Source organism: Pontibacter beigongshangensis (assembly GCF_014332515.1).
In the GTDB taxonomy this organism is placed as follows: Bacteria; Bacteroidota; Bacteroidia; order Cytophagales; family Hymenobacteraceae; genus Pontibacter; species Pontibacter beigongshangensis.
The window spans coordinates 1-25,839 of the sequence record NZ_VFSD01000029.1; the positions used below are offsets into that span (position 1 = coordinate 1).

The window sequence follows — 25,839 nt, forward strand, 5'->3', positions numbered from 1 at the left end:
TGATTAAATATAATAAAATGGATTCTAGTTTCAGAACTTGCAGATTTTTAAATTTAACCAGACTTAAAATTCATTCCCAGCATTGCCACCCCGAAACGCAAACACAGATTCACAACACCCTAATGTGCAAGTATTTTCAGATTCAAAAAAAAAATAGATGACACCATAAGGAAGTAGGTATCCGGCAGCCGAAAAAAAAATTACTCAAAAAACGTCCTTCGGGATAAAAAATAAGAATAGGATTATTTAAATAAACGAGATCTGGAATACGTAAAAATTTACCATAAAAAGAAGATAGCTTATCAAATTATCAATTTCCAGCCTATCTCTAATGCAAATCTTCAAATACCCCAACCCTTACATGACCGGGTCAGCCATCTATAGTCATCAATAACCAACCGGCAGCAATCAAATTATTCTAATGAAAACAGCCTTCCAGAGGCTTTGCACTTCAGTCAGGTACGGCGGTATACGTCTTTTGTTGGCCTGAGCAGCCGGAGCGCAGGAATTTCTGGTGCGGCGTGTTTGGGGAATCCGACTATTATTAACAATTTTGAAGAACAGGGCAGCTACAAAGGACTGAAGAAGAGCGTTATAAGCAGCAGAACAGGCCTGTTTACCCCTTGTGAGCCACGCCAATGACCCGGAAAAGCCAGAGGTAGCGCATACCTTGTTCCACCAATTGTAAAAAGCACCAACTATCTGAGCCATGCCTACTGATAACCTGAACCGTTTCGACCGTATTGTTGCCATACTCATACACCTGCAATCGGGCAGGGTGATAAAGGCACAGGATTTGGCTGACCGCTTCCAGGTGAGCCTGCGCACGATCTACCGGGATGTCCGGTCTTTAGAAGCCGCTGGGGTGCCCATAAGCGGCGAAGCCGGGGTTGGCTATTGTATTATGGAGGGGTACCGCCTGCCGCCGGTTATGTTTACCCGCGAAGAGGCCGGCAGTTTTGTGGCAGCCGAAAAACTGATGCAGAAGTTCAGCGATAAAACTCTGGGGGCCTATTACGAATCGGCCATGTTTAAGGTGAAGTCGGTTTTGAAAGGCAGTGCCAGAGACAGGGTGGCGGCCCTTGAATCGCAGATATGGGTAAACTCTGCCCAGGAGCTTTTTAACAAGAGCACCCCCAATGCCCTGGACGTGCTACTCGACAGCATTGCCGAAAAAAAGCAGGTGGCCCTGCAGTATCAGGCCATGTCTGCCGAAAAATCGACCGACCGCCTGATTGAACCTATCGGGCTCTTTCATGAGCACAACTATTGGTACGTTATGGCTTTCTGCCACCTGCGCAAGGATTACCGCCAGTTCCGGACCGACAGAATGCTACGGATAAAACGAACGGATGCCCCTTTCACAAGAGAGCATGAAAGCCTGGACAGCTACAGAAGAACCGAAGTTAGCAGCCCTAAAACGAAGGTGGTGATCCGGGTAAAAAAGGAGGTTGTAAAGTACATCAGCACCGGCCGCCAGTATTATGGCTTTGTATCGGAAGAAGCAGTAGGCGACCAGGTGGAGATGACCTTTATGACCTGCGACCCGCACGACAGCTTACCGCGCTGGTACCTGATGTTCTGCGACTGTGCCGAAATTGTGGAGCCAGAGAGTTTCAGGGAGCGGGTAAGCGGGCTCCTCCAAAAAGCCAGTCATAACCTGCTGCACAAGGCCGAGGCCGTCGTTACTTAATCTGCCAGCTCCTCGCAGGCAAAACCGGCTCTGTTCAGTTTCTCAATCACAACAGAGGCCTCCACAGAAACAGCCTCAACCCGGAGGATGTGGTCGCAATCCTCCAGGTCGAAGTTCCATTTCTCACAGGCATCCATCAGCTTATTCAGTATCGGCTCCACCTTTCTTGCCTCGCGGTTAGTTGTGACCGATGTTTTGAATACCAGCACTGTTTTCATGGCAGGCGTCTTTCTTATCTTTCCCAGAAAAAAGGAGGCTCTATGCCAAGCGAACGCAAATACACATACCCCTGCGCCCGGTGATGAATTTCATTATCGATAAAGTAGAAGATGGTAGACCACACGGTGCCTTCATACTGCCCGAAAGCCAGAATGTTCTCGCTGAACCGTTCTACCGGAATCTGCGGCCAATAGCGGTCAATTTCAGCTGTCGTTTCATCCCATAACTTCAGGATATCGGCCTTCGTCGTCGCCTGGTCAAGGTTCTCGTTAAGCTCCTCCTCATTTCCATTTACGATCTGCCGGATGCCTGGCGCCGCAATAGCCAGCAACTCCTTTGCCATGGCAGCAAAAGGACGCATGCCACCAACAGAATACTCAAAAAGCTCTTTCTCCGGAAAGGCCTCGATTACCCTGCGTGTGAGCCCTCTGTGCCCCTTCCAGTGCTCCAGCAGCTCTTTTGAAGTGATAACGGAAGCGGCTTGCTTGTCTGTGATTGTTGTGTTCATGATCTTACGTTTTGTGTGAAGTATATTGTATAAAACAAAGGTAAGATTTCCTTATGACAACAGTCTGTCAGCAGTATTCAGAAAAGTTTTCAGAAATTATTTTTGGGAAAGTCAGTATTTGCTATGCTTTGAAAAAGGGGCTGTCAGGTGACAGCCCCGGGGAGAAAAGGCGAGCAAATAAATCAATAGCAGCCTAACACCGCCCCTTAAGGAAGCCTGTTCAGGCCTTCTGTGCGCACCTGCCAGCTGCCGTCCTGCGGAAAGCCCGGAGCGTGCTGTGCCGGCGCACCATCCCAGCCAGCTGCCATCAGGGCAACGGCAGCCAGAAAGGAACTGTTCACCGGAAGGTACGCCGGGCAGGCCATCGGCTCTTTTGGCCGCTGCACATAGCCGCTCCTGTGGAAATGGGCCTGCCTGGAATCATTGCACAGAATGTCAACGGCCGTTTGCTGATTGCCAAGCCTGGCGGCCGTTAAGGCTCCCTTGCCCATACTCCAGCTCACAAAGCTGTTGAGGCCATTTCTTTGCAGGATCGCCTCAAAGGTCCGCTTCATTACTTCCTTGTCTACCATGGGAGTCTCCGGCAGGTAACCCAGCGCCATGAGCATGGCAGACGAGAAGCTGCCACTACGTTTGTACATGTCCGGGTCCGTTTCGATCTCCACATATTTCCCGTCGCGTACAGTCAGCCGTGCCAGTTTGCTCATAATATCATCCCAGAGCGGCTCCCGTGCCATGCCCAGGCGCTCCCGCCACTGCTGCGCCACCTGCAGGCCATGGTACCATTGGGCCAGCTCAAAGCTCGGGTTCTGGGTGTTGTTCTCCTCGGTGCTTTCATTCACACTTTTTATGGGTGGCCCTAGGATGTACCGGTCGGTGGCGGCATCATAAAACGCATAAGAAGCCAGGAAAGCAGCCGACTCAAAAACCAGGTCTTTGTATTGGTGGAGGGTGGCCTTATTGGGATGTGCCCTGTATACTAGCTCGGAGAGGTAGATAGGGTTCGGATGGTTCCAGATGATGAACGGATTGATGGTGCCCGGCGTCGGGCGGCCATCCGGGCCAGCCATTTTAGGCCACCTGGCGCCCTGAAAGCCACTGCTTTCGGCATCGGCCTTTGCTAAAGGCAGGATTCGCTTATACCATTGCAGCCCCTTCTCGAGCAGTTCGGTGCGGTTCCATTGGTAAAACTGGGCCGCATGCAGCCAGTATACCTCCGAATTATGTTTGCCGTACCAGCTGATATGAGCCAATCCTGTTTCCTGTGGAGGGAAGGCACCGCTATAGTTCACCTTCATTAAATATTGAGAGAGAATGATTCTCCGCTCCAACTCTGCCGCACGAGGGTCTTTGCTTCCGGAGAGGTCTATGGCTCCGCCCCTGGTCCAGAACTGCTCCCAGGAGGAGGCGCTGGCCGTTTTCGTGCCTTTAAAAGATGGCAAGGCTTGCTTTTGCTGATCAGGGGAAAAACTGCAGACAAAAACCAGGCTGTCAGTGCTGCCGCTTTCCAGCAGGAACTGGTGCGCCCCTTTCTGTACCAGCTTCGCTGCCCCCTGCCATTGTATACCGATATGGTACATGCTGTCGTCCAGCGTCCGCTTCAGGAGCACCTGCTGGCGGGCGCGGCGAACGATGGCTGTCTGATGCCGCGCCGGCTGCGCCCAGTCGAAAGGAGGTTTGTTCTTGATGGCAAGGTCGTAGGCGTACGGGAAACGGAAGGCCGGCTTCAGCTTCCCGGATTTTAAAAGAGGCGATTTAATTCTGAAAGCAACCAGGGCCAGTTCCGGATGGCTAACTGTTTCGACCGTTACCGGCTGGCCATCAATTTCGTACCGGCTGGTGATGATCCCCTGCCACACATCCAGCTTCTGATGGATATTGCTGATGGCGTTAAGGCCGAGCGGGCTGCCGTCCTGCCTCACCAGGCCGATCTGGCCCATGGGGATCGGGTGCGGATTTTTCCTGAAATAATCGCCGGCAGGGCTGTGCTGGAGGCTGGCGTAAGAGATTTTGCGGCCATGGAAATCGCTCTCCTGCATGGCCTCTTCCAGCTTCAGGTTCTCCGTGTTCGGGAAGGAGTGCCAGGCCCAGGTGGTGCGCGTCTCCAGCGGTATTCCTTTTTCATGATAATGCTTCTCGAATGTCTGCAGGCCGGTTACATCGGCCGTGTAAGCGAAATCGCCATTGCCGACAGACATGGGAGACAGTGCGTCAATTTCCTGTAGAATGACATGATGCCTGTTCACCAGTTTAAACCGGTCTATCGGGTCCTGGCCATAACAAGCCCCTGCCAAGCCTGCTAATATAGCCGCCATTAAAACACAAAGAGAAGAGTACCTCATCGTTCCTGATTTATGTTGACATACCTGCTAAGTACATCCAAGTAAAACCTGTCGTATGCGAACCGGATCAGCAGCAGGAGCAGCAGAGGTCTCCGAAGGGCTGTTTTTATTAGCATAATTTCGAGAGACAGATCTCTTTCTCTCCTCAAACTGACCCGACTGGATTTACTTGCATGTACATAGTCCTGTAAAAGTAAGGATGGGAGGTGAAATGGCACTTGCTTTATAAGCCTAAAAGTGCTTTACAGAAGCGCAATTCCATTTTCGACACAGTTCTCTTTCCGTCAAGTTTAATCTTATCATTACTTTTAAAGGACTATCAAATATAACATTGTTCGTCAGTAATCCAGCAGGTCGGTAAATTTAGTTTTTTTAGAACCGCCACATACTCAGGCTCATCCATCGTTTTGCCATCCTTTTTTTATGCTGTCTTCCGATAGAAATTTTGTGGGCAAGTGGCAGCAGTAAGTGCAACCTGCGGTGGCCCCCGGCTTAGGCTAGCCTGATTAGTAAGCCCTGTTCCACCTCCAGCATTATCGCTTACCTGTCGGTTCTGAAAGGAGAGGCAGGCAGCTGCTCTTTGTTATAGAGGTTGGCACCAAACGGATTGTCGGTCCAGGCGTAGCGCACATACTTCGGCTGCGGCACCTCCTCGCTCCACACTACCACGGTATCGCCCTCAATTCTGGCTTTGGCCCAGACAAATTTCTTATCCTCCCCTGCTATGGCGAACCAGGCAAGCTCTTCGTCATCTATGGCTATCAGTCCGCTGCCTGTATCTGTAAAGCTGATCCTGATTTTATCTCCCTCTACCTGAGCAGATTGGTAAAGAGGCCCGGAGGACACCAGTTTCTTTTCGCCATACACCAGCTTTTGGGCAGCCAGCGCCAATCGCAGGCCAACGTCCTTTTTATTGCCCGGATGGATATCATTCCACTCGCCCAGGTCGATGGTGACGGCCATGGCAGTGTTAGGTACTTTTAACGTCTCTAAGGCAGCTTCCCGCATCAGGGCCCAGTTACTTTCGGAGGGCAGGTAGTTCACGTCCATAAAATTGGGCAGCTGCACGTACAGGAAGGGTAGGTTCTCTTGCTGCCACTTGCCGCGCCAATCGCTTATGAGGGCCGGAAGCAGTTTTTTGTAGGCCCCAGGATTTCCGGCATTGCTCTCGCCCTGGTACCAGAGCACTCCTTTAATCGCATAATTGACCGCAGGTGCCACCATGGCATTGTACAAGGCGGTTGGCTGGTTCTGGGCATTCAGGCCGCCACCTCCTCCACCGGCAGCAGGCGGGCACACCTCTCCTACCTTATATTGCCAGGTTCCTTTCAGGTCGAGTGTTTGCCCATTGGCTTCTATATAATAGGGTTTATCCGGAATAAAGCCCCCTTTTCCTGCTGTGTTCAGCACCCGTACCACCAGCACATTTTTTCCAGGCTTCAGCACACTGGCAGGCAGGCTGTACCGCCGCTGCGGGTACTGATAAGACGTATGGCCGACTTGTTTCCCATTGATGTACAAAAAATCAGCATCTACGATTCTGCCCAGATGCACCATGGCCGGTACGCCCGCCATGGCGGCAGGCACCTCTATTTCACGGCGGTACCACACAGAGCCGTTCAGGTCCCTGATACCCTGGTCTTCCCAATAGCCGGGTACATTGATGTTTTGCCAGCCCTTCGGTACATAGGCCGTATCGAACCACGTTACGGCGCCTGTAAGGCCTTTGTCCTGCTCCGGTTTTTGCCTATTGCTGGCGGCAGCGGCAGCAGCTTTTCGGTTCAGGCCGTTCACGTAGCTTGTATCTCGGTTCCTGCCGATGGCGGTAATGGCATCAGGAAAATCCTGCAGCCCATCTTCACTCATCCAGGCTTCTATGGGCGTTCCTCCCACACTGGCATTAATCAACCCGATCGGGATCCGGTATTGCTTGTGCAGTTTGCGGGCAAAAAAATAGGCTACAGCCGAAAATTCATTTACATCTTCCGGATTGGCTGTTTTCCAGGTGCCGGCGGACAAATCTTTGGCCGGGCCCTGCAGGTTGGTGGTAGTCGGAATCCAGAAGTGCCTTATCTGGGGGTAGTTCGCAGCGGCAATATCTTCGGCGTATGCTATATGGTGGCGCGATAGCTGATGCACCATGTTCGACTGCCCTGAGCAGAACCACACATCCCCTACGAGTACATCTTTTAGGGTAAGGGTGTTCCTGCCTTTGAGTACCATGGTGTAGGGGCCGCCAGCCTTCATAGCGGGCAGGGTCGCCTGCCATTTCCCATCAGCAGCCGTGGTGGCGCTGGCACGTTTGCCATTAAAGGTAATGTTGATTTTTTCACCGGGCGATGCCCAGCCCCAAATTTTCAGTCTGGCATCGCGCTGCAGCACCATGCCGTCCTGGATCAGGCTGGGCAGTGTAATCTGAGCCAAAGCAGGAATCTGCAGCAACAGCATCAGCAGCAGCAAAATCCCAGGAAACACTTTTATCCGATTCATCTACATTTAAATTATGGTAATTTGTTTACTTCTAACTCCATCCTGATTAGCATTAAAAGCTGGCTTCAATAAATGACCATGCAGACTGCCGCTTGCTCCTGCCTGTAGCAAAGGCGCAGCAGCAGCAGAAAATACATCCGGAGGGCTTTTTTTATTCGAATAATTTGCGTGCATACCACATAAAGGGGCATTCCTATTATAATACTTCCTAAAAGGAGGCTCCAACACCTATAGCAGCAGTTTTATCCAGTGCCCTGACGCCATAGTGTTCCATAAGCAAAAATTTTAGCGCTCATGGCTGGGCAGGGGGCTCTACTGAAGCATGGCCTCGTCGCTGGCCACCGGCGCTGTGTTCGCGCCTGCCAGGGGTGCAGGATTACTGCTTTTTTTCTGTGCTGCGTGCTCCTATGGGGCCTTTTACTGCCTTTGTCTCATACACAGGGTCATTCCCCTGGTAGTCGAACCAATCGAAGGAAGCTTTTCCGGTGGAGGGCTTGCCTTGTGAGGTAGCATACACACCCAGCGTTACGCCTACAAAACCACCTGCCGTTCGCGTGCTCAGGAAGGTGCCGTCTACGTTGTCCTGCAGCAGTGTCCAGTCTCCTTCTTTAGCCCCATAATAGAAGGCATACTTGCCGGCTTTGAAGTCTATTTTCAGGAAGAGCGGCTTTTTGCTGGCCTTCTTTTTTAAAGGCGCTTCTGCCAGTACCGTGGTCTCCGGACCGGCCTCGGTTGCTTTTTCTGATCTTCGCAGCTGCACTACTTCTTTGCCGTTTACGAGTGTTTTACCCAGTGCATAATAATGTGTTTCGTTCTGGAAGGCAACTATACCGGCAAACTCGTCTGAAGAGGCTGGTTTGAAATCCATTTTAGCGCTTGCATTTCCGTGGATATGCTGCTGGCGTCGGGCCAGAAACGAAGGGTTGGCATTACCGGAGATGGTCTCCGGCCGTACGTCCAGGGTCAGGCTTCCGGCTGGTTTACTGAGGCTATACCACTCCGTGCGCGGCGTGCGGAGCATGAGCCAATGCATAGGGAGTTTACTTTCCTTAAAATCTTCGCGGTAGGTAAAGTTGCCGTTCAGCGGAAGTTTTGGTGTCTCCCCTGCCGGCAGGTTTGGGCGTTTGTATGCGTACTGCACCTCCTCAAAGTCAGGATTGATGATGGGCCAGCCATCTTTCCAGGTGACCGGGGCCAGAAACGTTTCGCGGCCAATGTTATAGTGGTCCTGCTGCGTATAAGGGCGGGTGGCCAGGAACACGGCCCACCACTCCCCGTTCTGCGTCTCAACCAGGTCGGCATGGCCGGTGGCAGAAACCGGGTTCGGCCGGTTGGCAGGCAGGTGGCGCTGCGTCAGGATGGGGTTGCCGGGATAGGGCACATAGTCTCCGTTCACCTTTTTGCTGCGAAGGATCACTTCCGAGTGGTTCACGCTGGTGCCGCCTTCTGCCGCCATCAGGTAGTAGTACCCGTCTTTTTTGTAGATGTGCGGCCCTTCAATCCAGACGGGCTTTTTAGAAATGTCTACCCCTCCGTTCACCAGAATAACCGGGGCGGTTGTGGTTTTCAGGTTTTTATGGTCGAATTCCTGCATTTTGATGGTGCGGTGCCCGTCGTAGAGCGGCTTGTTATCGGGCGGGTCGCTGTTGTAAATGATATAAGCTTTCCCGTCTTCATCAAAAAACAGTGATGGATCAATGCCATGCACATCCCGCAGCCATACAGGCTCTGACCATGGCCCGGCAGGATTGGTGGCCGTTACCACAAAGTTTCCGCCTCTGTCGATAAGCGTGGTTACCATATAAAAAACGCCCTCATGGTAGGAAAGCGTCGGTGCAAAAATACCTCTCGACACGCCATGCCTGTCCAGATTCAGTTGCTCCGGCCTGTCCAGTATGTTACCTATCTGGTTCCAGTTCACGAGGTCCTTGCTATGAAAAACAGGCACCCCAGGGAAGTAGGCAAAGGAAGAGAGGATAACATAATAGTCATCGCCTACGCGGCAAATGGAGGGGTCCGGGTAGAAGCCGGCCATAATTGGGTTCAGGAACTTTTGATTATCCTGGGCAAAAATTTCTGCACGGAACAGGCAATAACTACAGGCTAGTAGCAGCAAGGCCTTTTTCAGAAAGTTTTTTTTACGCTTCATAGTACATTTAACTAAACCAGTGAATCTTGCCATATCGTTTTATCGGGCAGCAGCAGCAGGTGTTACAAGCTCTGCAGGGGCATTTTTATTTAAATAATTGCCAGTGGGCGTTGCCGCCAAACCGGATCAGCAGCAGCAGTAGCGTTTAGGGCCAGGGGCCTGTTTTTATTAGAATAATTTGAGCGCAGCACAATTGAAGGCTTCTCTCAATTCAGACAGATAAAAAGCACCCCTGCCGCGAGCTTTCAGCGCGTGGTTATTCATGATAGCGAGTTTTCAACTCGCGGAATCGAGTATAACGGTGCTATTTTCCCATTCCTATGCCTTTAAAAAAATTATTCCTGCTAAACCATTCGGATACCTGCCTGACGGAAATCCTGATCCTGATTTTTCAATTTAAAAGTTTGCTCTATGCGAGTTGAAAACTCGCGCCAATTAAAACCACGCGCTGAAAGCTCGCGGCAGCGGCACTTTATATCAGCGTTGAGACAATCTCCTTATTGCAATGCCAAGGTACCTTCTATTGTCTTTTTATTCTTTTTGGTGATGGCATCGGGCTGGCTGCCGCCTACACTAACCTGGAGTGTACCTGGCACGTGCCTGGCATTGCCGTTTTCATCAATAACCGTCAGGTCCTGCGGCCGCAGCGTAAAAGTAACCACTTTGCTTTCACCCTTTTTGAGTGCGATGCGCTGGAAACCTTTGAGGGCTCTGATCGGTGTTCTGTAACCTGCTGCCTGGCGGCTGGTATAGAGTTGTACGACTTCTTCGCCATCCATCTTACCAGAGTTCGTTACCCGCACGCTTACTGTTACCGGGCTGTTCACTTTAGCGGTGGCCGGCACTTTCAGCTGGTCGTAGGTGAAGGTGGTGTAGCTCAGGCCGTGTCCAAAACCGTACAAAGGCTGGCCTTTAAAGTACTTGTAGGTACGCCCCTCCATGGTATAATCTCCAAAAGGCGGCAAGTCCTGATCGCTTTTATAAAAGGTAACCGGCAGGCGGCCCGCCGGGTTATAATCTCCGAACAGCACATCGGCTATGGCCGTACCTGCCGACTGGCCGGCATACCAGGCATTCACGATAGCAGGCACGTTCTCCGCTTCCCACGGAATGGCGATGGCGCTACCGGTCATCATCACAAACACTACTGGTTTGCCAGTTGCTTTCAGGGCCTTCATCAGGTCGGTTTGCACCTTTGGCAGCAGGATGGTGGTGCGGTCGCCGCCGGCAAAGCCTGGTTCGTCCACTTTCATTTCTTCGCCTTCGAGCTGCGGAGATATGCCGCCTACATAAATGATGGCGTCCGCGTCTTTCACACGGTTTGCCAGCGCTTTGAAGTCGGTTCTGGCAAAGTTGCCGGCCCGCAGGTGCACCGATGCCTTGCCCTCGGCCTGGTAATATTCCAGCACCAGCCGGTAGGTTTTATTTTGCTGAGTAGGCAGTTTATAGCTCCTGGCTCCCCACCGGTTGCGGGTCCAGGCGTTGAGTTGCTCCTTTCCATCTACGAGCAGGCGGTACCCATCGTCGCCTTCCACCTCTAAGGTAATGGAGCCGTTGCTGGTAGCGGTGAAGTCGGTGGTATAGCGGGCCGAAAAGTTGTAGGCTTTCATGCTGCCAACCACTGTCTCGCCTTCCTGCCAGTTGTGCGATATGCCAGGTTCCTGCCGCACCGCCACAGGTTGGCCTTTCAACTCTATGTTGTTGAAATACTCTGCCTTTACGCCTGGCTTACCCTCAAAGCTGAGTTGCTTGCTGATATCAGTATACGCCAGCAGCGTGTCTTTGGTGAAGGTGGAGGCCCGTTCATACACTACCTCGGTGTTAGTGCCTACTTTGTTCCGGATGCCCTGCAGCGCCGTCACGATCTCGGAGGGTGTGCCGTTGTAGTTGCCCAGCACAGCGATCGGGTTATCGGCGTTAGGACCAACCACGGCAATCTTTTTCAGGTTTTTACGTAGCGGCAGCGTGTTTTTTTCATTTTTCAGGAGCACCATCGATTGTTGTGCCATCTTCAGGGAGTGCGCTTTGTGTGGGGCGCTTTCCAGCACGCTGGCTGGTGTCTGGGCATATTTCACCATGGCCACCGGATCGAACATGCCGAGCTTGAAGCGGATGGTAAAGAGACGCTTCACCGACAGGTCTATTTGCCGCTCTGTTATCTTACCCTCTTTTACAGCCTGCACCAGCGATTTGTAGGCGTCGGTGCCGCAGTCGATGTCGGTGCCATGCATCACGGCATCGGCAGAGGCGCTGGCAGCATCGGGGTGGGTTTTGTGGTTTTTGAAGAAGTCGTCGATGGCCCAGCAGTCGGAGGTCACATAGCCGGTAAACTGCCACTGGTTGCGCAGAATGTCGTTCATCAGGATATCGGAACCGCAGCAGGGCTGCCCCCGGAACGCGTTGTAGGCACACATCACGCCGGCAACCTTGGCGTTCACCACCAGCTCTTCGAAAGCAGGCAGGTAAGTATCCCAGAGGTCGTAATTGGAGGCGGTGGCGTTAAAGACATGTCGCTCAGGCTCGGGGCCACTGTGCACGGCGTAATGCTTGGCACAGGCAGCCGCTTTCATATACTTCGGATCTTCGCCCTGCAACCCGCGCACAAAGGCTTTGCCCAGCATGGCCGTCAGGAAGGGGTCTTCGCCATAGGTTTCCTGCCCGCGTCCCCAGCGCGGGTCCCGGAAGATGTTGATATTCGGAGTCCAGTAGGTAAGGCCCACGTAGCGCTGCCCTGATTTTCCTTCTTCAATGGCTTTGTTATAGATCGCCCTGCCTTCCAGGGCCGAGAAATCTGCCATCTGGTGAAGCGAAGTGGTATCGAAAGTGGCGGCCATACCAATGGCCTGCGGATACACCGTTACCTTATAGGGCGTACGGGCAACCCCGTGCAGCACCTCGTTCCACCAGTCGTAAGACGGAATGCCCAACCGCTCAATGGCTGGAGCCGCGTTCAGCATCTGCGCCACTTTTTCTTCCAGCGTCAGGCGCGACACCAGGTCATTGACCCGGGCCTCGAACGAGAGCGAGGGGTTCTGGAAAGGATAGTCGTACTCTTCTTCCTGCCTGAGGGTGAACGATACCGTTCCCAGCAGTACAGCCATTACTAAAAATAACAGGATAGCTCTCATGGTTGATTCAAAAATTTGTTTCTCAGATAGGGGGAGATTGCTGCTTTAGAGACCTCGCCTCATTAAAAATTAAAATTTAGAAATTCAATAGTAGCAACTATGGTAAATCTGCTCTGCAAACGGTTAGCAGGTCATTTCTTAACCAGGTACAATTCATGAGATGCTGGCGTCTATTCTGATAAATAAGCGGACATAATTACCTTGCTGTAAAAATTCGTAACATACAACACGGCAGCATACTAACTGTTAAGCTGCTTTACTTACTTTAATTTAGCAGGCTATCCTAAAAAAAGAAAAATAACAGGTTTTCTAATTTGCCGGAGGCGACACAGGAAGTAGCGCAAATCATACGGTTTTACTTACAATGCCAACGTTGGCATAATTACTTATTTCTGCCTTTATTTACAAGCATTTGTTCACATTTCGTAAAACTCAGGCTTACAATTTTTTAATGCTGGCTTGTTCAGTTCAGGATTCGTGGCAAGTAAAAAATTCTACTTCATGAAGCGGCTGAACTCTGCTTCCAGAAAAATCAAGAAAGTAGAGTTCAGCCGCTTCATGAAGTAGCCTGACTGATTTATTATGACGGCTTCCGCAGACAACCTGCCCCCTTTATAAGGTGTGGCGAATGCAGGGCACAGATTTTACTGGATCAGTTTCTGGGGATGCGCATCGTTGGCAGAGGTGGCGTACAAGCCAATCATGGCACCCGTGAAGCCTCCTGCTACGTTGGTGGAGAGAATATCGCCCGAAACGGTTTCACCTACCTTCACAAAGTCGGTGCCGTTGGTGGCGTAACTAAACTGGTAGTTGTCTCCGTCTGCTTTTACCCGAAGTTGTATCGGCTTCTTCACCTCAATTTTGGTGCTGGCTATAATCCTGGATACGCCTTTCTCTGTTCTTTCCAGAACTAAATACAAGTCTTTGTCTTTTCTGGTAAGGCCGTACACATAGTTGAATTTCTCGCTTTGCAGCAAGGTGATACCGGCCAGTTCTTTTTCGGAGGCAGGTTTAAAATCGAGTGTGATGGTGTAGGTGAAGCTATTGTGCTGTTGCCGGTGAAAGAGCGTTGAAGTAGGCTTCACCTCCTTAATATTGACCGGTAAAGGATTTATCTGCAAGCCTTTTTTCGTGGTGGCAACAAACGCTTCGCGGGGTCCTCTTAAACCTACCCAGCGGTAATCCAGTTTATCAGACGTGAAGTTATCGGTGAACGTAAAATTGCCGTTGGGGAAGAAACCTTCCTGGCCGGTTTTGTTTTTTACGCCCGCAGGCATTTTCAGCTTCGGTTCCATGGGCACAAGCCCGTTCGTGAAAACAGGGAACTCACCAGACCAATCGACAGGCAGGATAAAGGTTTCGCGGCCGATGTTGACCCGGCCCATTTCATTTGGACGGATACCCAGGAACACGCCGTAGTATTTGCCATCGGGTCCTTCCACTAAATCGGCATGACCGGCCCAATCTACCTTGTTGGCCCTGTTCGGGCTCAGGTATCTTTGCGACAGGATAGGGTTGTTGGGCGCAGGAGTATACGGGCCTCTGGGATTATCGCTCACAAAGATCACCTCGCTATGCCAGCCTCCTGTACCGCCCTCGGCGCACATTAAATAATACCGCCCGTTCTTTTTGTAGATATGGGGAGCCTCAATCCAGATTGGCTTTTTAGAAAGGTCAACGCCGCCGTTCACAATAATTTTATCGGTTCCGGCAACTACCTGGTCTTTTTCAAGATCATAGTCCCAAATCTTGATCACCCGGTGTCCCTGGTAAAGTTCCTGTCCTTTGTCGGGAGCGTCGTTGTGTACCACATAGGCTTTCCCGTTGTCGTCGAAGAAGAGGGAGGGATCAATTCCGTCGAATTTTAGCTTATGCGGATCGCTCCAGCCTTTTAAGGGGTCCTTTGTCTTCACCACCATATTGCCGAAGCCTCCTGCAAACTGGGTGGTTATCATGTAAAATGTATCGTTGTTGGCATTGTATTTTATAGCCGGTGCATAAACGCCGGCACTTATGCCGGTATCATGCACTTTCAACTGCGAAGTTCTGTCCAGCACATGGCCTATCTGCGTCCAGTTTACCAGGTCTTTCGAATGGAAAATGGGAACACCCGGGAAAATGGCAAAGGAGGAGTGCACCATATAGTAATCTTCGCCTTTGCGGGTGATAGCCGGATCCGGGTAGGCACCTTGCAAAATAGGGGTATAAAACTCGCCTTCCTGTAGCGGATGGTCGTTGTAGATCTTGTCGCTGCCTACATACACCGAGTTAGAGAACACGGGGGCATTTTTGGCCACTTTTACATGCTGGCTGTTTCCGCTTAGTCCCATTAAGGAAAACAAGGCCACGAAAACACATAGTAAAGCTACTCGCTTGTTTTCCAGTGACGTAAATCCAGATTTCATTCGCATCATGTATAAAAATTAACTGTTAAATTTTTTAGTTTCGTTTGTGCAACAGCAGCAGGAGCAGCAAAAGCCTCAGGAGGGCACTTTTTATTGGAATAATTTGAAAGCCTTAACCCGAAAACCATCCTAGAGTTCCGTACGGGTTGAGGCATTACAAGCAGGCGTATCACTTGCCGGTAAATTTCCACCAGTCAAAATGGAAGAGGACATCCTCCTCTCCTCTGAACACTAAGAATAGATCGTGCACCCCCTGCGCTCCGTTTACTTTGCTTTTTACCGTTTTCCACTTCGTTGCGCCGCCAGTATTTTTTACCTGGCAGGTTCCTATCAATTGCCCCGACAGACTACCTAAACGCAACTCAATCCTGCCGCCCTTGCCGCCGGAGGCCACACTAGCCTGGAAGTTTCGGGCACCTTTTGCAAAGTCCACCGCTCTTACTTTGATGTAGTCGCCATCCTGGATATCGGTTACATAGACTCCTGTTTTGGCATCTGCTGCTGTTTCTACTCCCTCGGTCCAGGCAATGGTCTCTGCTTGCTGCCGTACGTAAGGGTTCAGGTTGCTAATACTGTTTACCACTCCCGCTTTGGTTGGTGTAATGAGCGGGATGGTCCCGTCCGGGTTGAACTGAATTTCCTCAACGGCTACAGAACGGTTAAACCCTCCCCCACCCGGAAGCGCCCCGTTGTGGTAAAAGAGGTAAGTCTTGCCTTTGAAATCGATCAGGGCGGGATGATTGGTAAAAGCACCACCTTTCTCAATTACATGCATAATGGTGTCCTGGTAAGTCCAGGGACCGGTTGGGCTGGTGCTGGTAGAGTAAGCCAGATGCTCGGGCACGCCTCCTGCAGGATATAAGAGGTAGTACAGGCTATTCCGCTTGTACAACCAGGGGCCCTCTTCGTAGGCGGAGGGTCTTTTGTCGGTGTCTTTTTCCCGCACATGAAACCCTTCCTTGGTCAGCGGCACCTGCACCACCCCCACCTCCTGGTTGTAAGAAATCATATCGTCGTTCAGCTTCACGTAATAGAGATTAGGATTTCCCCAGTACAGGTAGGCCTGTCCGTCATCGTCTATAAAAACAGTTGGGTCTATATCGCCCCAGTTGGCCGAGACTAATGGCTTGCCCAACGCATCTTTAAAAGGGCCGGTCGGCTTATCCGAAACGGCCACGCCCACGGCCATTTTGTTGAGCTCCTTGTGGTGGGCGCAGATATAGAAGTAGAACTTCCCGTTGCGGTAGATACACTGTGCGGCCCAGGCATCCTTATCGGCCCAGCTAAACGACTCCAGCGAAAGCGGAACAGGATGATCGGTCCAGTTTACCATGTCGGCCGAGGAATACACGCGCCATTCTTTCATCGCAAACCAGGTCGCGTTATCCTCGTCGTGGGTGGTGTAGAGAAACATCGTGTCGTTATGGACCATGGGTGCCGGGTCGGCGGTGTAAATGGTTTGAATAATCGGGTTTTGGGCATTGGCAAAAAAGGAAATCAGGCAGCATATCCAGCATCCAATTAAGTTTTTGAACAGGTATTTCATTTCAGTCTTTTTTGGCAAATAAAGGAACAGCACCTATGGCAAGCAGCCCTGGCTGTTTCCTTGAATCGTTCTTTATTTTATCCCGGCTGCGCCGTTGCCGGTAAGGCGGTCTTCTATATGGAAAAAGTCGAAATCCACGTAGCCGCCCGGTGTTTTGGTGGCATAGTTAAACAGCCCGAAGCGGTAGCCCATGAAGTGCGGGATGGTGTAGGCCATTTTGAGTTGTGAGCCTATTTTAGTCCAGCGCCTGCCATCGAGGCTGTAATAGAACGAAGCCACATCCCTGCGATCGTTGAAATCAGCCTCCGCTTTGAGATACACTTTTTTCTGATTTAGCGGCACCCGCTCCTCTTCAACCGCCGTGCCTGATTGGGCATCTACCATGACAATGGATTTGGCGCCATTCTCGAATTTGACCCCCACCAGCCCGTACTTTTGCTGCAACAGGGCAAGACCGGCAAAATCGCCTTCTTTCATTTTAGAAATATCGATGGCGGTGGATCCGGTGCATTCCGGGCCTATGGTGCGTTGTGTCAGGGTATTTCTGGCGAGTAAGAAGTCGTTGTCTACGCGGCCAGTGGTTAGGCGCAAGTGGCCATTCCGCTGCGAAAGCGACCAAAGCTCATTTACAGGATTGTGGTTCCACTGCCATACCAGCGGCAGCGCAGGGTCCTCTTTCTTTCTGGTAAATTCGTCGGAGGCAACAATATTCGGGATCAGGCCTTTGCTGGCCGGAAGGTTTAACTCCTCCGGCACCTTGCCATCCACACCCAATACCGGCCAGCCCGCCTCCCATTTTACCGGCACCAGATACGGAATGCGGCCGACTGCTCCGAAATCACGGAACAGGTAGGCGTACCAATCGCCATTAGGTGTGTCGATGAGTCCGCCCTGCGCTACGCCTTTGTCCTGCAAAACCACACGGCCTTCGTAGGGACCTGATATGTTGTCGGCGCGATGCACGATAACGGTGCGCATGCCGCCTTTGGGCCAGGCAATATTGAACAGGTAATATTTCCCGTTTACTTTAAATAGTTGCGAGCCTTCGGCCGGGAGCCCCACATTAGGACCGGCAGGTTGGGTTGCATTTTCGATGAGCACATGTTCCGTACCTGGCTTTATGCCCGACAAATCTTCCTTCAGCTCAACCATGCTCAGTTTGCCAGCACCCCAGATCATGTACACACGGCCGTCATCGTCGAAAAACAGGGTGTGGTCGTGGAGCGAGGGCTTAAAGGAAGAAGCTTTCCAGGGACCTTTCTCAATGTCCTTTGTGGTGTACACATGCGTTTTTCCGGTTGTCTGGGCAAAGGTGGTAACATAATAGGTGCCCTTATGAAAGCGCAGGCTACTGGCCCAGGAGCCTCTGCCGTAGGTGCTTTTCCCGTTGTTCAGATTCAGCTCGTCCACCTCCTCGAGCACATCGTAGGCATAGCCCACCATCTCCCAGTTCACCAGGTCCTTCGACTTCATAATCGGCAGGCCCGGACTCATGTGCATGGTGGTGCTGCTCATATAGTAAGTGTCCCCTACCCGGATAATAGCGATATCAGGCACATCAGCATGAATGATGGGATTTTTTGCGCCCTGACCAACGGAAGGCAGGGTTATAAGAAGATATAGCAGAAGAATGAAACTGCGCCGATACATGTATTTCATCATGATTTGTTCAGGTCAGGAGTAATAATACGGTAATTTCCACTCAGGTGCATCAGGCTGAACAGGTACAGCAAACCGTCGTAGTAAGGGTCAAAATATCCGTCTTCGTAAGGCTCCAGTTTAGCCTTCCAAACCTCGTCCACAAATTTCCAGCTTTTGGCCTGGGTACCCATGATCGAAGCCGCCCCGGCAGTAGACACAAGTCCTAACGAATGGCGTAGTTTCTGAAATCCTCCTGCCTGAAGAATCCATTCCGGCCGCGATCCATCGATGTTGAACTGGTCGTTGTAGGTTTCGAGTCCCTGGCTATACAGGAAGTTTTGAATACGGTTTGCGTACTCTTGTTGCCACTTTTTGTCTTTGGCATACCAGCTGTAATCCATTGCTATGTTCATAGGCACGCGCCAGGAGTCGTAGCGGAATGCCTCGCCTATTTGGTCTTTGCCTCTGCTGTGTGGGGCACCGCTGAACTCGGAGTAATCCGGTGTCAGGCCTGTTTCCGGATGTGTGGCCCGGTGCAGAAACACACGTGCCGTGTCAGCGCAATCTCTGTAGAACTGTTCTTTGCCATCTTTGGCATATTCGGCCCATACCTCGAAAAAGGCGGGTACATGATAAGATGGGTCGGTCCAGTCATACATATCGCCTTCAGGCACAAAGTTGATTTGCTTGTGTTGTACATTGATTACATTCTTGATTCCCATGGTGCCGTCTTTGCTCCACATGGCATCCAGAATTCTTCTTCCTTCAGCATAGTAATCTATACCTGTATCGTTGCCCCACCTGTTTGAAGCAAATATCAGGGAGGTCACAAAATACAACTCCCCATCTGAGGCCGAGCCATCCGAATTGCGTTTGCCTGTTTTCGGATCCACGCTCCAGGCAAAGTACGCATCGCGGGGGCCGCCCTGGTGTTGCATGTATTTTTTGGTCCAGCGCCAGAGCCGGTCGAACACCTCTTTTTTGTCTAGCTGCACGGCCACCATCAGGCCATAAGAAAGGCCCTCAGTGCGCGCGTCCTTGTTCTTTATGTCCGACACATAGGCCATTGAGTCTCCTACTTCAAAATAGACTCTGTCAGGTCCCTCGAAGAGGTCGTGGTAGGCTTTTGCCAGTTTTGCATCGATCTCAGCCTGCGGGTAGCCTGCCTCCAGGAATACGTTTCGGTACTTGCCGGTTTCCCAGGCTCCCGCTTCCCACGGCTTCATTTTCCCGCGCGGGTCGCTCACTTGCTCTCCCTCCTGCTTAGAAGTAGTGCATGCTGTGAGCAACACCACCAGGAGTGCAACTACCAGAACGGATGAATTAATCTCTTTTTTCATTTCTCCTTTTTCAAACGATAAGTTATTTTGCCTGCGCCTTTTTATAAGTGGCTAAGGACAGCATTTTGGTGCCGTACCTTCTGCCCAATTCCCTGTAACCTTCTGCCGTAAAATGCAGGCGGTCCGGCAGGCCGGCACAGCCATCCGAAGAGACTACATGTGCATTCGGAATAACGGCAGGAAGTTTCGCGATGATGGCATTCATGCTGGCGCAGGCTCCATTCTCCTTTTCACCTACTACTTCCCCGGCTAACAGGGGAACGGAATCAGGTTTGAGATTTAAGTCATGGAGCAGGTTATCGTAAATACCTTTTACTTTTAAGGGCCACTCCGCATCACCAGTGTTTGATTCGCCCTGGTGCAGCAGAATTCCCTTGATGACTCCGTCCTTCTGGGCCAGCTTCGCCATCTCCACCAGGCGACCGTACGGATCCATATCATAAGCATGGAGGGCGCTCATCATCCAGCCAGGGGCTGTGGCAACATATGACTGGACATTATTTTTATCGAACAGCTCTATTTTACAGCCTCCTACAGCCACATTTATTATCCCCACGGTAATGCTGTCCGGAAGGTTGGCTGTTAAGGTTCTGCCAAAGTAGTCGGCGGGTGTGAGGCCGGTGGCACATCTGCTTAACGGTGGAACTGCCGTATACCACTCCCCTTTCTTCCGGCCCAGGTTAGGGCAATCGACCGCTTCCAGCACTTTAAACCGCTTATCCACGGTTGTATCCTGCGGCTCAAATTTAGTATGCCCCTCCATATTGGATTGCCCGAAGCACAGATAAACGTGGAAGTTCGGGTCCTGCGAAAACGCAGCTGTACATTGCAAAACCAGTACAGCAACTAAAAAAGACCACATGATGCGTTTCATATTTCTACCATTTAAATAAAGCAAATCTAATCGTAGCTGATAAAAGAGAGTTTATGGCTATCGGAGGCAATTATTCTAATCAAAATGCCCCTCCTGAGCATATTTCTGTTGCTGACCCTGCTTTTATGCGATAGATTTTAGTTGGATGTACTGAGTACATGATCAACCTAATTTCTAAACAGGCAGGTTTGCTTAGTATTGAAAACTGGTCCTCTGAGCGGTAATTCCCTATCTCAAATGCGGCTCTTAGAGGTATGATTGCTGCACTAAAACCACTCCGCTGTTTGGCTGTATGGTAATATTCAATTCGCCTTTTTTATTCACTTTTACAGTTTTCATGTAGCTGGTCCCGTCTTTATTGTCTCCGTAGAATTTCACCTCTTGCCCGGATAACATCGGCGCCTTAATTTTTAGATTTACCGCCTCAGCCTGTGCGTTAATGCCGGCCACGTACCACTCCCCCTGATGCTGCCGCGCCAGTACGCAGTACTTTCCGGGATACCCCTCCAGGAACTTTGTCTCATTCCAGGTGGTGGGGACCTCCTTCATAAAATCAATTGTAAAAGCAGGTGCATCGGTTAGGTTATTAGGGGTGAGGGCAAAAAACTGCACCGGGTTCTGAAACAGCACCGCCGTAGCCAACTGAAATACATCCGTTGTTTTCCTGTGGTTCCCGCCATCATTGTTCCGGTTGTACCGCTTGTTCAATACCACACCACCAAACTCCATGCTGGCCACAGCATTTCTGATAAAAGGATGCAAGGCTGCATGAAAGGCCTCCATATCATTGGCGTGCTGGCTGAACATCAGATTCTCGGATGCCAGCACGGCCTCACTGCCTACAAAATTCGGGAACATCCGCTCCCAGCCTCTTGGCAGCGTTGCACCATGGAACACAACCATCAACCCGTAATCATTGGCATCCGATAAAAGGTCTTCATACAGGCGCATGGTTTCCTGCTTGTCTCCTCCAAAAAAATCCACTTTAATTCCTTTAACCCCATGCTGCTTCATCCACTGCATTTCCTTTTTTCGGGCAATGGCCGTGTTCATTTTGTTGATGGGCGTTTGAGGGGCATCATTAAAAGAACCGTTGGAATTGTACCACAGGAATACGCCAACGCCTTTCGAAGCGGCATATTTAATCAATTCCTCCATGCGCTTGTAGCCGATGCGCTGGTCCCACAAAGCATCTATTAAAATAAACTGGTAGCCTAGCTGGTGCGCCAGGTCTATGTACTTTACCTGGTCGTCATAGGTCATGCTATTGTCCTGCCACATGATCCAGCTCCAGGTTCCTTTGCCGTATTCATATTTTGCAGATGGCTCGTAGAGTGGCTCCACCACATCGTACGCAATGGTGGTCTCTACGATTGGCTTCAGGCCCTGGCCCACTGTGATGGTTCGCCAGGGGGTGGTTGCCGATAAGCCTATGGCTGCTCCGGTGCTTCCGAAGCCGTTATTCTCCGTCTGGTCCGGAAAAGCTATCGTGTACGTTCCGTCAGGCGTCGGGTCACTTAAGTGAGAGCCACAGTAAAGGCCTCTAACGCCGGTTTCTGAAACAAGCGCCCATTTTTCCCCTAGCCGAAAAAGACACGGGAACGTATAGCCTAGCCCATTTGCCGACCGGGCAGCAATGTCTTTCTCCACCTGGTAGCCTTCTTCATAACTTGGCTTCGTTCTGGCAAAACCCACCATGGATTTGGACTGCGGGGTTAAAAACCCTTTGGCATGCTGAGGAAAGTTAAATCCGGTAGCCTCTTTTTCTACTACAAGCGCTCGCGGGTCTCCTGATTCCGGAATATGGTATCTAAAGGCAATGTCATTATTACTCACCCTGAAAACCACATTCAACACCTTCTTGTCTTTGTTGGCAAACGAACATACCAACTCATTGGCGAGGTAGTGGATTTCAGACTGCTTTATTTTATCCTGGCTATACTTGTGGTCAATCGCATTCTGCTTACTGCCCAGAAGGGTCATTTCATTGGAATAATCAATCAAGTTAGTCTCCAACCCTAAAGGTGAATCCTCCAGAATCGTTTCGCCTGAAAATGTTACCCGATATTGCGGCCTGCCATTTTGCGTAAATACTTCTACCTGTAACTTATTGTCAGGACTGCTAACTTTTGCCTGTTGGGCCTGAGCCAGCACAGGAAGGAGTACCACTAAATAAAGGATGTAGTTAAATGCTCTGTTTCCGCTTTTTCTTTTCATTAGCATGTGGTGGTTGTGCTGCTTGGATAAGTGATTTTACAACTGGTTTCGCCTGGTTTTCTCTGTCGAAAAGCAAGGTGTAATCTGTCCGCCCCCTGACCGGCCAGTTATTTTTCCAGGACTGTCCGTCATTTACTCCCCAGAGCGTTACTCTGTCGATCTTGTCCTGGTGCTTTATAAACAGATTAAAGAAGCCCAGGTAGCGCTCTGTAAAAGCCTGGCTCACTGAATCGGGCAGGCCGTTGGCATAGGGGTTCATTTTCTGCTGATATTCGTAGGTAGCAGACACTTCAGCGCCTGCGTTTTCCCAGGGAGATGGGAGCACCGAGAGGTCCAGTTCTGTGATCATTACTTTCACCCCCAGGTCTGAGTATGCCAGTATGCTTTTTTCAAACTCATCGATGGCCGGATGTTTCAGGCCAATGTGTCCCTGCATCCCGATGCCGTCTATCTGCACCCCCTGCTCCTGAAGCTTCTTTACCATAGCTACCACCCCACTTCTTTTTCCCGGCAGGGCCATAGAGTAGTCGTTGTACATCAGCTTGGCATCAGGGTCGGCATCATGGGCAAACTGAAATGCCAGTCTTACAAAGTCTTCGCCAATGATCTCGTAAAATTTACTCTTCCTCCAGGAGCCATCATCCAGAATCGCTTCATTTACGACATCCCAGGTATGGATGCGGCCCTTGTACCGGCCAACCACTGTGTAGATGTGGTCCTTCATGCGCTGCACCAGCACCTCCCGGGACACATCGTTGCCCTGGCTATCTGTAAAAAACCAGCGTGGTGCCTGCGAGTGCCAGATCAGGGTGTGGCCATTGATATGCATGTTGTTTTGTTCGCCAAACGCCACAAACTGGTCAGCCAGTTCAAAGCGAAATTCACCCTCTACGGGTTGAAGCATGCCGCTTTTCATACAATTTTCGGCTACCACGGCATTGAAATTCTCTTTCACTACTTGCACAGCAGCAGCATCGTTCCCCATTATCTGCCGCTCATTAAGAGCGGTACCGATGTAAAACTTGTCTTTATAGGCATCCTTCAGCGTCAGTTCGCTGGTTTCTGGTGTTACTACCTTACAGGCAACGCTCAAAATGCTTAATAAAAGCATCGTTACTACTGTACCTAACCAATATCTTTTATTTTCCATTTTTATATTTTTTTCAACTCAATATTACAGGCAAATGCTTTCGGAAGCAGGAGAGAATATCTGTGATCTGACGTACGGTTCTTCTACCTGATGTTTGTTTTCCACTGGAACTCCCATGCATTCATCAATACGAACATTCGTTCAGTTACCGATATACAAATCTATTTAACTCAACCGTAACGGGAGCAACTTTACATTACAGGTCTTTTCCGCTATGTTACATACACGCATCTGGCTGTAACATACATTTAACCTGATGTAACATTATGGCCAAATCTCAATACACTTAGTACATTCAAGTAAAATATGTCATATGTAATCCGGACCAGCAGCATCAGGAGCAGAAGAGGTCTCCGAAGGGCCGTTTTGATTAGAATAATTCCAAAAGACAGCCTTTACTGGAATGTACTTAGCTACTTTATTAGGAGCTTTCTTGTCGTACGAAAATTCTCACCACTTATCTCCAATACATACATGCCCTGGCCGAGGCCCGTCCTGATCAGACTTTCTCCATAGCGAAGGTTCTGCTGCCTAAACACCTGTTTTCCGCTTAGGGTATAAATTGCAATCTGGTAATTATTAATAAAAGGAGAATTCAGGAGAACCGTAAAAGTACCCTTGTTCACGGGATTGGGGTAAGTCTCCAATACATCGCCCAGGTCTTTATTCTCTAATTCAGGAACTGAGGCCAACGCATTGCAGCTGGCTACCGGAACATTGGTGCCGGCGTATTGCGCAAACCAGCGTTTAACCGGTGCTGCACAGGCTTCCCAATTATTGTAATAGGCCACTTCCCCATTCGGGTCACCCCGATCCAGCAGGTTGTCGGGGGCAAGCACGTTCCAGCTTACATTGCCGGATTGGTTCAGAATATAGTTCAGGTTCGCACCAAATCCATCGCCTTGAGCTATACCGGTGGTGGCCTTGCCCCAGGCGCCATATCCTTCGGGTGCCCAGTCTGTTTCGGTAACAGCGATCGGGGCAAAATCGGCCACAGGCTTTACATGCTCGTCCCACCCTTTCTGAAAAGCCTGGTAGTTCCGAATGCCTCCCCAGTAGCCGGGGTAAATATGCACAGCGTAGCCTATGTTACCTCCGGTAATTCTGTTGTTTGCATAGCCTGCATAATGCGATTGCCAGCCCGTACCTGGTATCCAGCAAATGTTACTGGCACCATTATTCCGGATGATATCCACGAGTGGTTGGAAATAGTTTTTCAGAGCGTCGAAATGAGCTTGTGAAGTCTTTCCCCAAACACCGTTTGTACCCAGAATCTCTACAGGCTCGTTTGCTAACTCAAACATGACATGGTCTGCATTCCTGAGCCCCGGGTGCTGAGACAAAAACGTCCAGATTGTTTTCAGATAACTGTGATACGCATCATTTACGGCAATTCGCTCCGGACATACGCCCGGTGGGCGAAGGATGACATACATGCCTCTTTCCCTGGCATGGTTAATCAACGGGATGATGACCTGGTCGGTATAGGTCACCAGCCTGTCGTAACTGAACCTGGAGATATTGTTCTCCGGAATGGGAGGCCCGGGCGTGTTGGTCCAGTAAGGGTCTATGTGAAGCCTGATGTAATTGAGGTGCCAGCCGTCTTCTGTATTGGTGAGCCTGTCCATAATAGCCTTATTATAGGCCAGCGCACCTGGCACATTGTAATTATCCCAGGTGCAGTACCTGGAGCTAAACCCATACTGACAGCCATTAAACCAGGGGCTTGCCGTTATGGCCACACCATGCAGCACTACATTATTGCCGCAATTATCTTTCAGGTTCCGGCCTTCCACATGCAGCGGAGGCAAGGGCATGCCCGGCCAGGCCATCACCTGAAAAGGGAGCAGCCCCCATGCTGCTACCAGAAGTAAAAAGTGAAGCTTTTTCAAGGATTCGGGTTTTAAGGTAATTCCCAGAGATGGATGCCCTTATAGCTTCCCGGAAGTCTAAATTTTAGCGCCCCGGGAAACAGGGCATAAATGCCAGGATACCAGACTTTTTTAACAGCAAGGCTTATGTGCGAAAGGATGATTATGTTAAGAGGTGCGCCGTAATTCATTTCCAAATTATTCCAATCAAAACTGACCTCCGGAGCTGCTGCGGCGGCAGCTCCGGAGAGCGACAGGTTTCGCCT

15 protein-coding genes are annotated in these 25,839 nt (G+C 50.5%); 1 reads left to right on the forward strand and 14 read right to left on the reverse strand.

Features of this window, described 5'->3' with window-relative positions; all coding sequences use genetic code 11:
- Window positions 1-709 precede the first annotated feature (709 nt).
- On the forward strand, window positions 710-1,693 hold the full coding sequence (locus FJM74_RS19870; protein WP_187264389.1) for a helix-turn-helix transcriptional regulator: 984 nt from the start codon (window positions 710-712) through the stop codon (window positions 1,691-1,693).
- Here the strand turns inward: FJM74_RS19870 and FJM74_RS19875 are convergent.
- The 14 genes from FJM74_RS19875 to FJM74_RS19940 all read right to left on the reverse strand — a co-directional run bounded on the left by FJM74_RS19875 (window position 1,690) and on the right by FJM74_RS19940 (window position 25,594).
- The gene (locus FJM74_RS19875; protein WP_187264390.1) at window positions 1,690-1,911 is read right to left on the reverse strand and encodes a hypothetical protein; all 222 of its coding nucleotides are present in this window, start codon (window positions 1,909-1,911) and stop codon (window positions 1,690-1,692) included. The genes FJM74_RS19870 and FJM74_RS19875 overlap by 4 nt on opposite strands.
- Before the next feature lie 14 nt (window positions 1,912-1,925).
- Window positions 1,926-2,420 carry a DinB family protein gene (locus tag FJM74_RS19880; protein ID WP_187264391.1) on the reverse strand — a complete coding sequence of 165 codons (495 nt, stop codon included), beginning with the start codon at window positions 2,418-2,420 and terminating at the stop codon, window positions 1,926-1,928.
- A gap of 206 nt (window positions 2,421-2,626) precedes the next feature.
- Window positions 2,627-4,762 carry a hypothetical protein gene (locus FJM74_RS19885; RefSeq protein ID WP_187264392.1) on the reverse strand — a complete coding sequence of 712 codons (2,136 nt, stop codon included), beginning with the start codon at window positions 4,760-4,762 and terminating at the stop codon, window positions 2,627-2,629.
- 540 nt (window positions 4,763-5,302) lie between these two features.
- Entirely contained in the window at window positions 5,303-7,252 is a 1,950-nt protein-coding gene (locus tag FJM74_RS19890) for a sialate O-acetylesterase (protein WP_187264393.1), read from the reverse strand.
- A 376-nt stretch (window positions 7,253-7,628) separates the two neighbouring features.
- Window positions 7,629-9,401: a glycoside hydrolase family 43 protein gene (locus FJM74_RS19895; RefSeq protein WP_187264394.1), complete on the reverse strand. Its 1,773-nt coding sequence runs from the start codon at window positions 9,399-9,401 to the stop codon at window positions 7,629-7,631.
- A 497-nt stretch (window positions 9,402-9,898) separates the two neighbouring features.
- Window positions 9,899-12,502, reverse strand: a complete 2,604-nt coding sequence (locus FJM74_RS19900; protein ID WP_206684068.1) for a glycoside hydrolase family 3 C-terminal domain-containing protein — start codon at window positions 12,500-12,502, stop codon at window positions 9,899-9,901.
- Window positions 12,503-13,173: 671 nt separating this feature from the next.
- On the reverse strand, window positions 13,174-14,859 hold the full coding sequence (locus tag FJM74_RS19905; RefSeq protein WP_241739267.1) for a glycoside hydrolase family 43 protein: 1,686 nt from the start codon (window positions 14,857-14,859) through the stop codon (window positions 13,174-13,176).
- Window positions 14,860-15,103: 244 nt separating this feature from the next.
- Window positions 15,104-16,480: a glycoside hydrolase family 43 protein gene (locus tag FJM74_RS19910; RefSeq protein WP_187264397.1), complete on the reverse strand. Its 1,377-nt coding sequence runs from the start codon at window positions 16,478-16,480 to the stop codon at window positions 15,104-15,106.
- 72 nt (window positions 16,481-16,552) lie between these two features.
- The gene (locus tag FJM74_RS19915) at window positions 16,553-18,130 is read right to left on the reverse strand and encodes a glycoside hydrolase family 43 protein (protein ID WP_394353903.1); all 1,578 of its coding nucleotides are present in this window, start codon (window positions 18,128-18,130) and stop codon (window positions 16,553-16,555) included.
- Between the two features lie 8 nt (window positions 18,131-18,138).
- A complete protein-coding gene (locus FJM74_RS19920) occupies window positions 18,139-19,461 on the reverse strand; it encodes a glycosyl hydrolase family 8 (protein ID WP_187264398.1) in 1,323 nt (440 codons plus the stop codon).
- A 22-nt stretch (window positions 19,462-19,483) separates the two neighbouring features.
- Window positions 19,484-20,335, reverse strand: coding sequence for a sialate O-acetylesterase (locus tag FJM74_RS19925; protein WP_187264399.1), 852 nt, complete (start codon window positions 20,333-20,335; stop codon window positions 19,484-19,486).
- Window positions 20,336-20,581: 246 nt separating this feature from the next.
- A complete protein-coding gene (locus FJM74_RS19930; RefSeq protein ID WP_187264400.1) occupies window positions 20,582-22,552 on the reverse strand; it encodes a glycoside hydrolase family 97 protein in 1,971 nt (656 codons plus the stop codon).
- Entirely contained in the window at window positions 22,521-23,702 is a 1,182-nt protein-coding gene (locus FJM74_RS19935; RefSeq protein WP_187264401.1) for an endo-1,4-beta-xylanase, read from the reverse strand. Before FJM74_RS19935 ends, FJM74_RS19930 begins: the two co-directional genes overlap by 32 nt.
- A 413-nt stretch (window positions 23,703-24,115) precedes the next feature.
- Entirely contained in the window at window positions 24,116-25,594 is a 1,479-nt protein-coding gene (locus FJM74_RS19940) for a cellulase family glycosylhydrolase (RefSeq protein ID WP_206684069.1), read from the reverse strand.
- Window positions 25,595-25,839 lie beyond the last annotated feature (245 nt).

Excerpts from the sequence above, each read along its gene's own strand:
- FJM74_RS19870 (WP_187264389.1), top strand. The coding sequence starts at position 710 with ATGCCTACTGATAACCTGAACCGTTTCGACCGTATTGTTGCCATACTC.
- FJM74_RS19875 (WP_187264390.1), bottom strand. The coding sequence starts at position 1,911 with ATGAAAACAGTGCTGGTATTCAAAACATCGGTCACAACTAACCGCGAG.
- FJM74_RS19880 (WP_187264391.1), bottom strand. The coding sequence starts at position 2,420 with ATGAACACAACAATCACAGACAAGCAAGCCGCTTCCGTTATCACTTCA.
- FJM74_RS19885 (WP_187264392.1), bottom strand. The coding sequence starts at position 4,762 with ATGAGGTACTCTTCTCTTTGTGTTTTAATGGCGGCTATATTAGCAGGC.
- FJM74_RS19890 (WP_187264393.1), bottom strand. The coding sequence starts at position 7,252 with ATGAATCGGATAAAAGTGTTTCCTGGGATTTTGCTGCTGCTGATGCTG.
- FJM74_RS19895 (WP_187264394.1), bottom strand. The coding sequence starts at position 9,401 with ATGAAGCGTAAAAAAAACTTTCTGAAAAAGGCCTTGCTGCTACTAGCC.
- FJM74_RS19900 (WP_206684068.1), bottom strand. The coding sequence starts at position 12,502 with ATGGCTGTACTGCTGGGAACGGTATCGTTCACCCTCAGGCAGGAAGAA.
- FJM74_RS19905 (WP_241739267.1), bottom strand. The coding sequence starts at position 14,859 with ATGGGACTAAGCGGAAACAGCCAGCATGTAAAAGTGGCCAAAAATGCC.
- FJM74_RS19910 (WP_187264397.1), bottom strand. The coding sequence starts at position 16,480 with ATGAAATACCTGTTCAAAAACTTAATTGGATGCTGGATATGCTGCCTG.
- FJM74_RS19915 (WP_394353903.1), bottom strand. The coding sequence starts at position 18,130 with ATGTATCGGCGCAGTTTCATTCTTCTGCTATATCTTCTTATAACCCTG.
- FJM74_RS19920 (WP_187264398.1), bottom strand. The coding sequence starts at position 19,461 with ATGAAAAAAGAGATTAATTCATCCGTTCTGGTAGTTGCACTCCTGGTG.
- FJM74_RS19925 (WP_187264399.1), bottom strand. The coding sequence starts at position 20,335 with ATGAAACGCATCATGTGGTCTTTTTTAGTTGCTGTACTGGTTTTGCAA.
- FJM74_RS19930 (WP_187264400.1), bottom strand. The coding sequence starts at position 22,552 with ATGAAAAGAAAAAGCGGAAACAGAGCATTTAACTACATCCTTTATTTA.
- FJM74_RS19935 (WP_187264401.1), bottom strand. The coding sequence starts at position 23,702 with ATGGAAAATAAAAGATATTGGTTAGGTACAGTAGTAACGATGCTTTTA.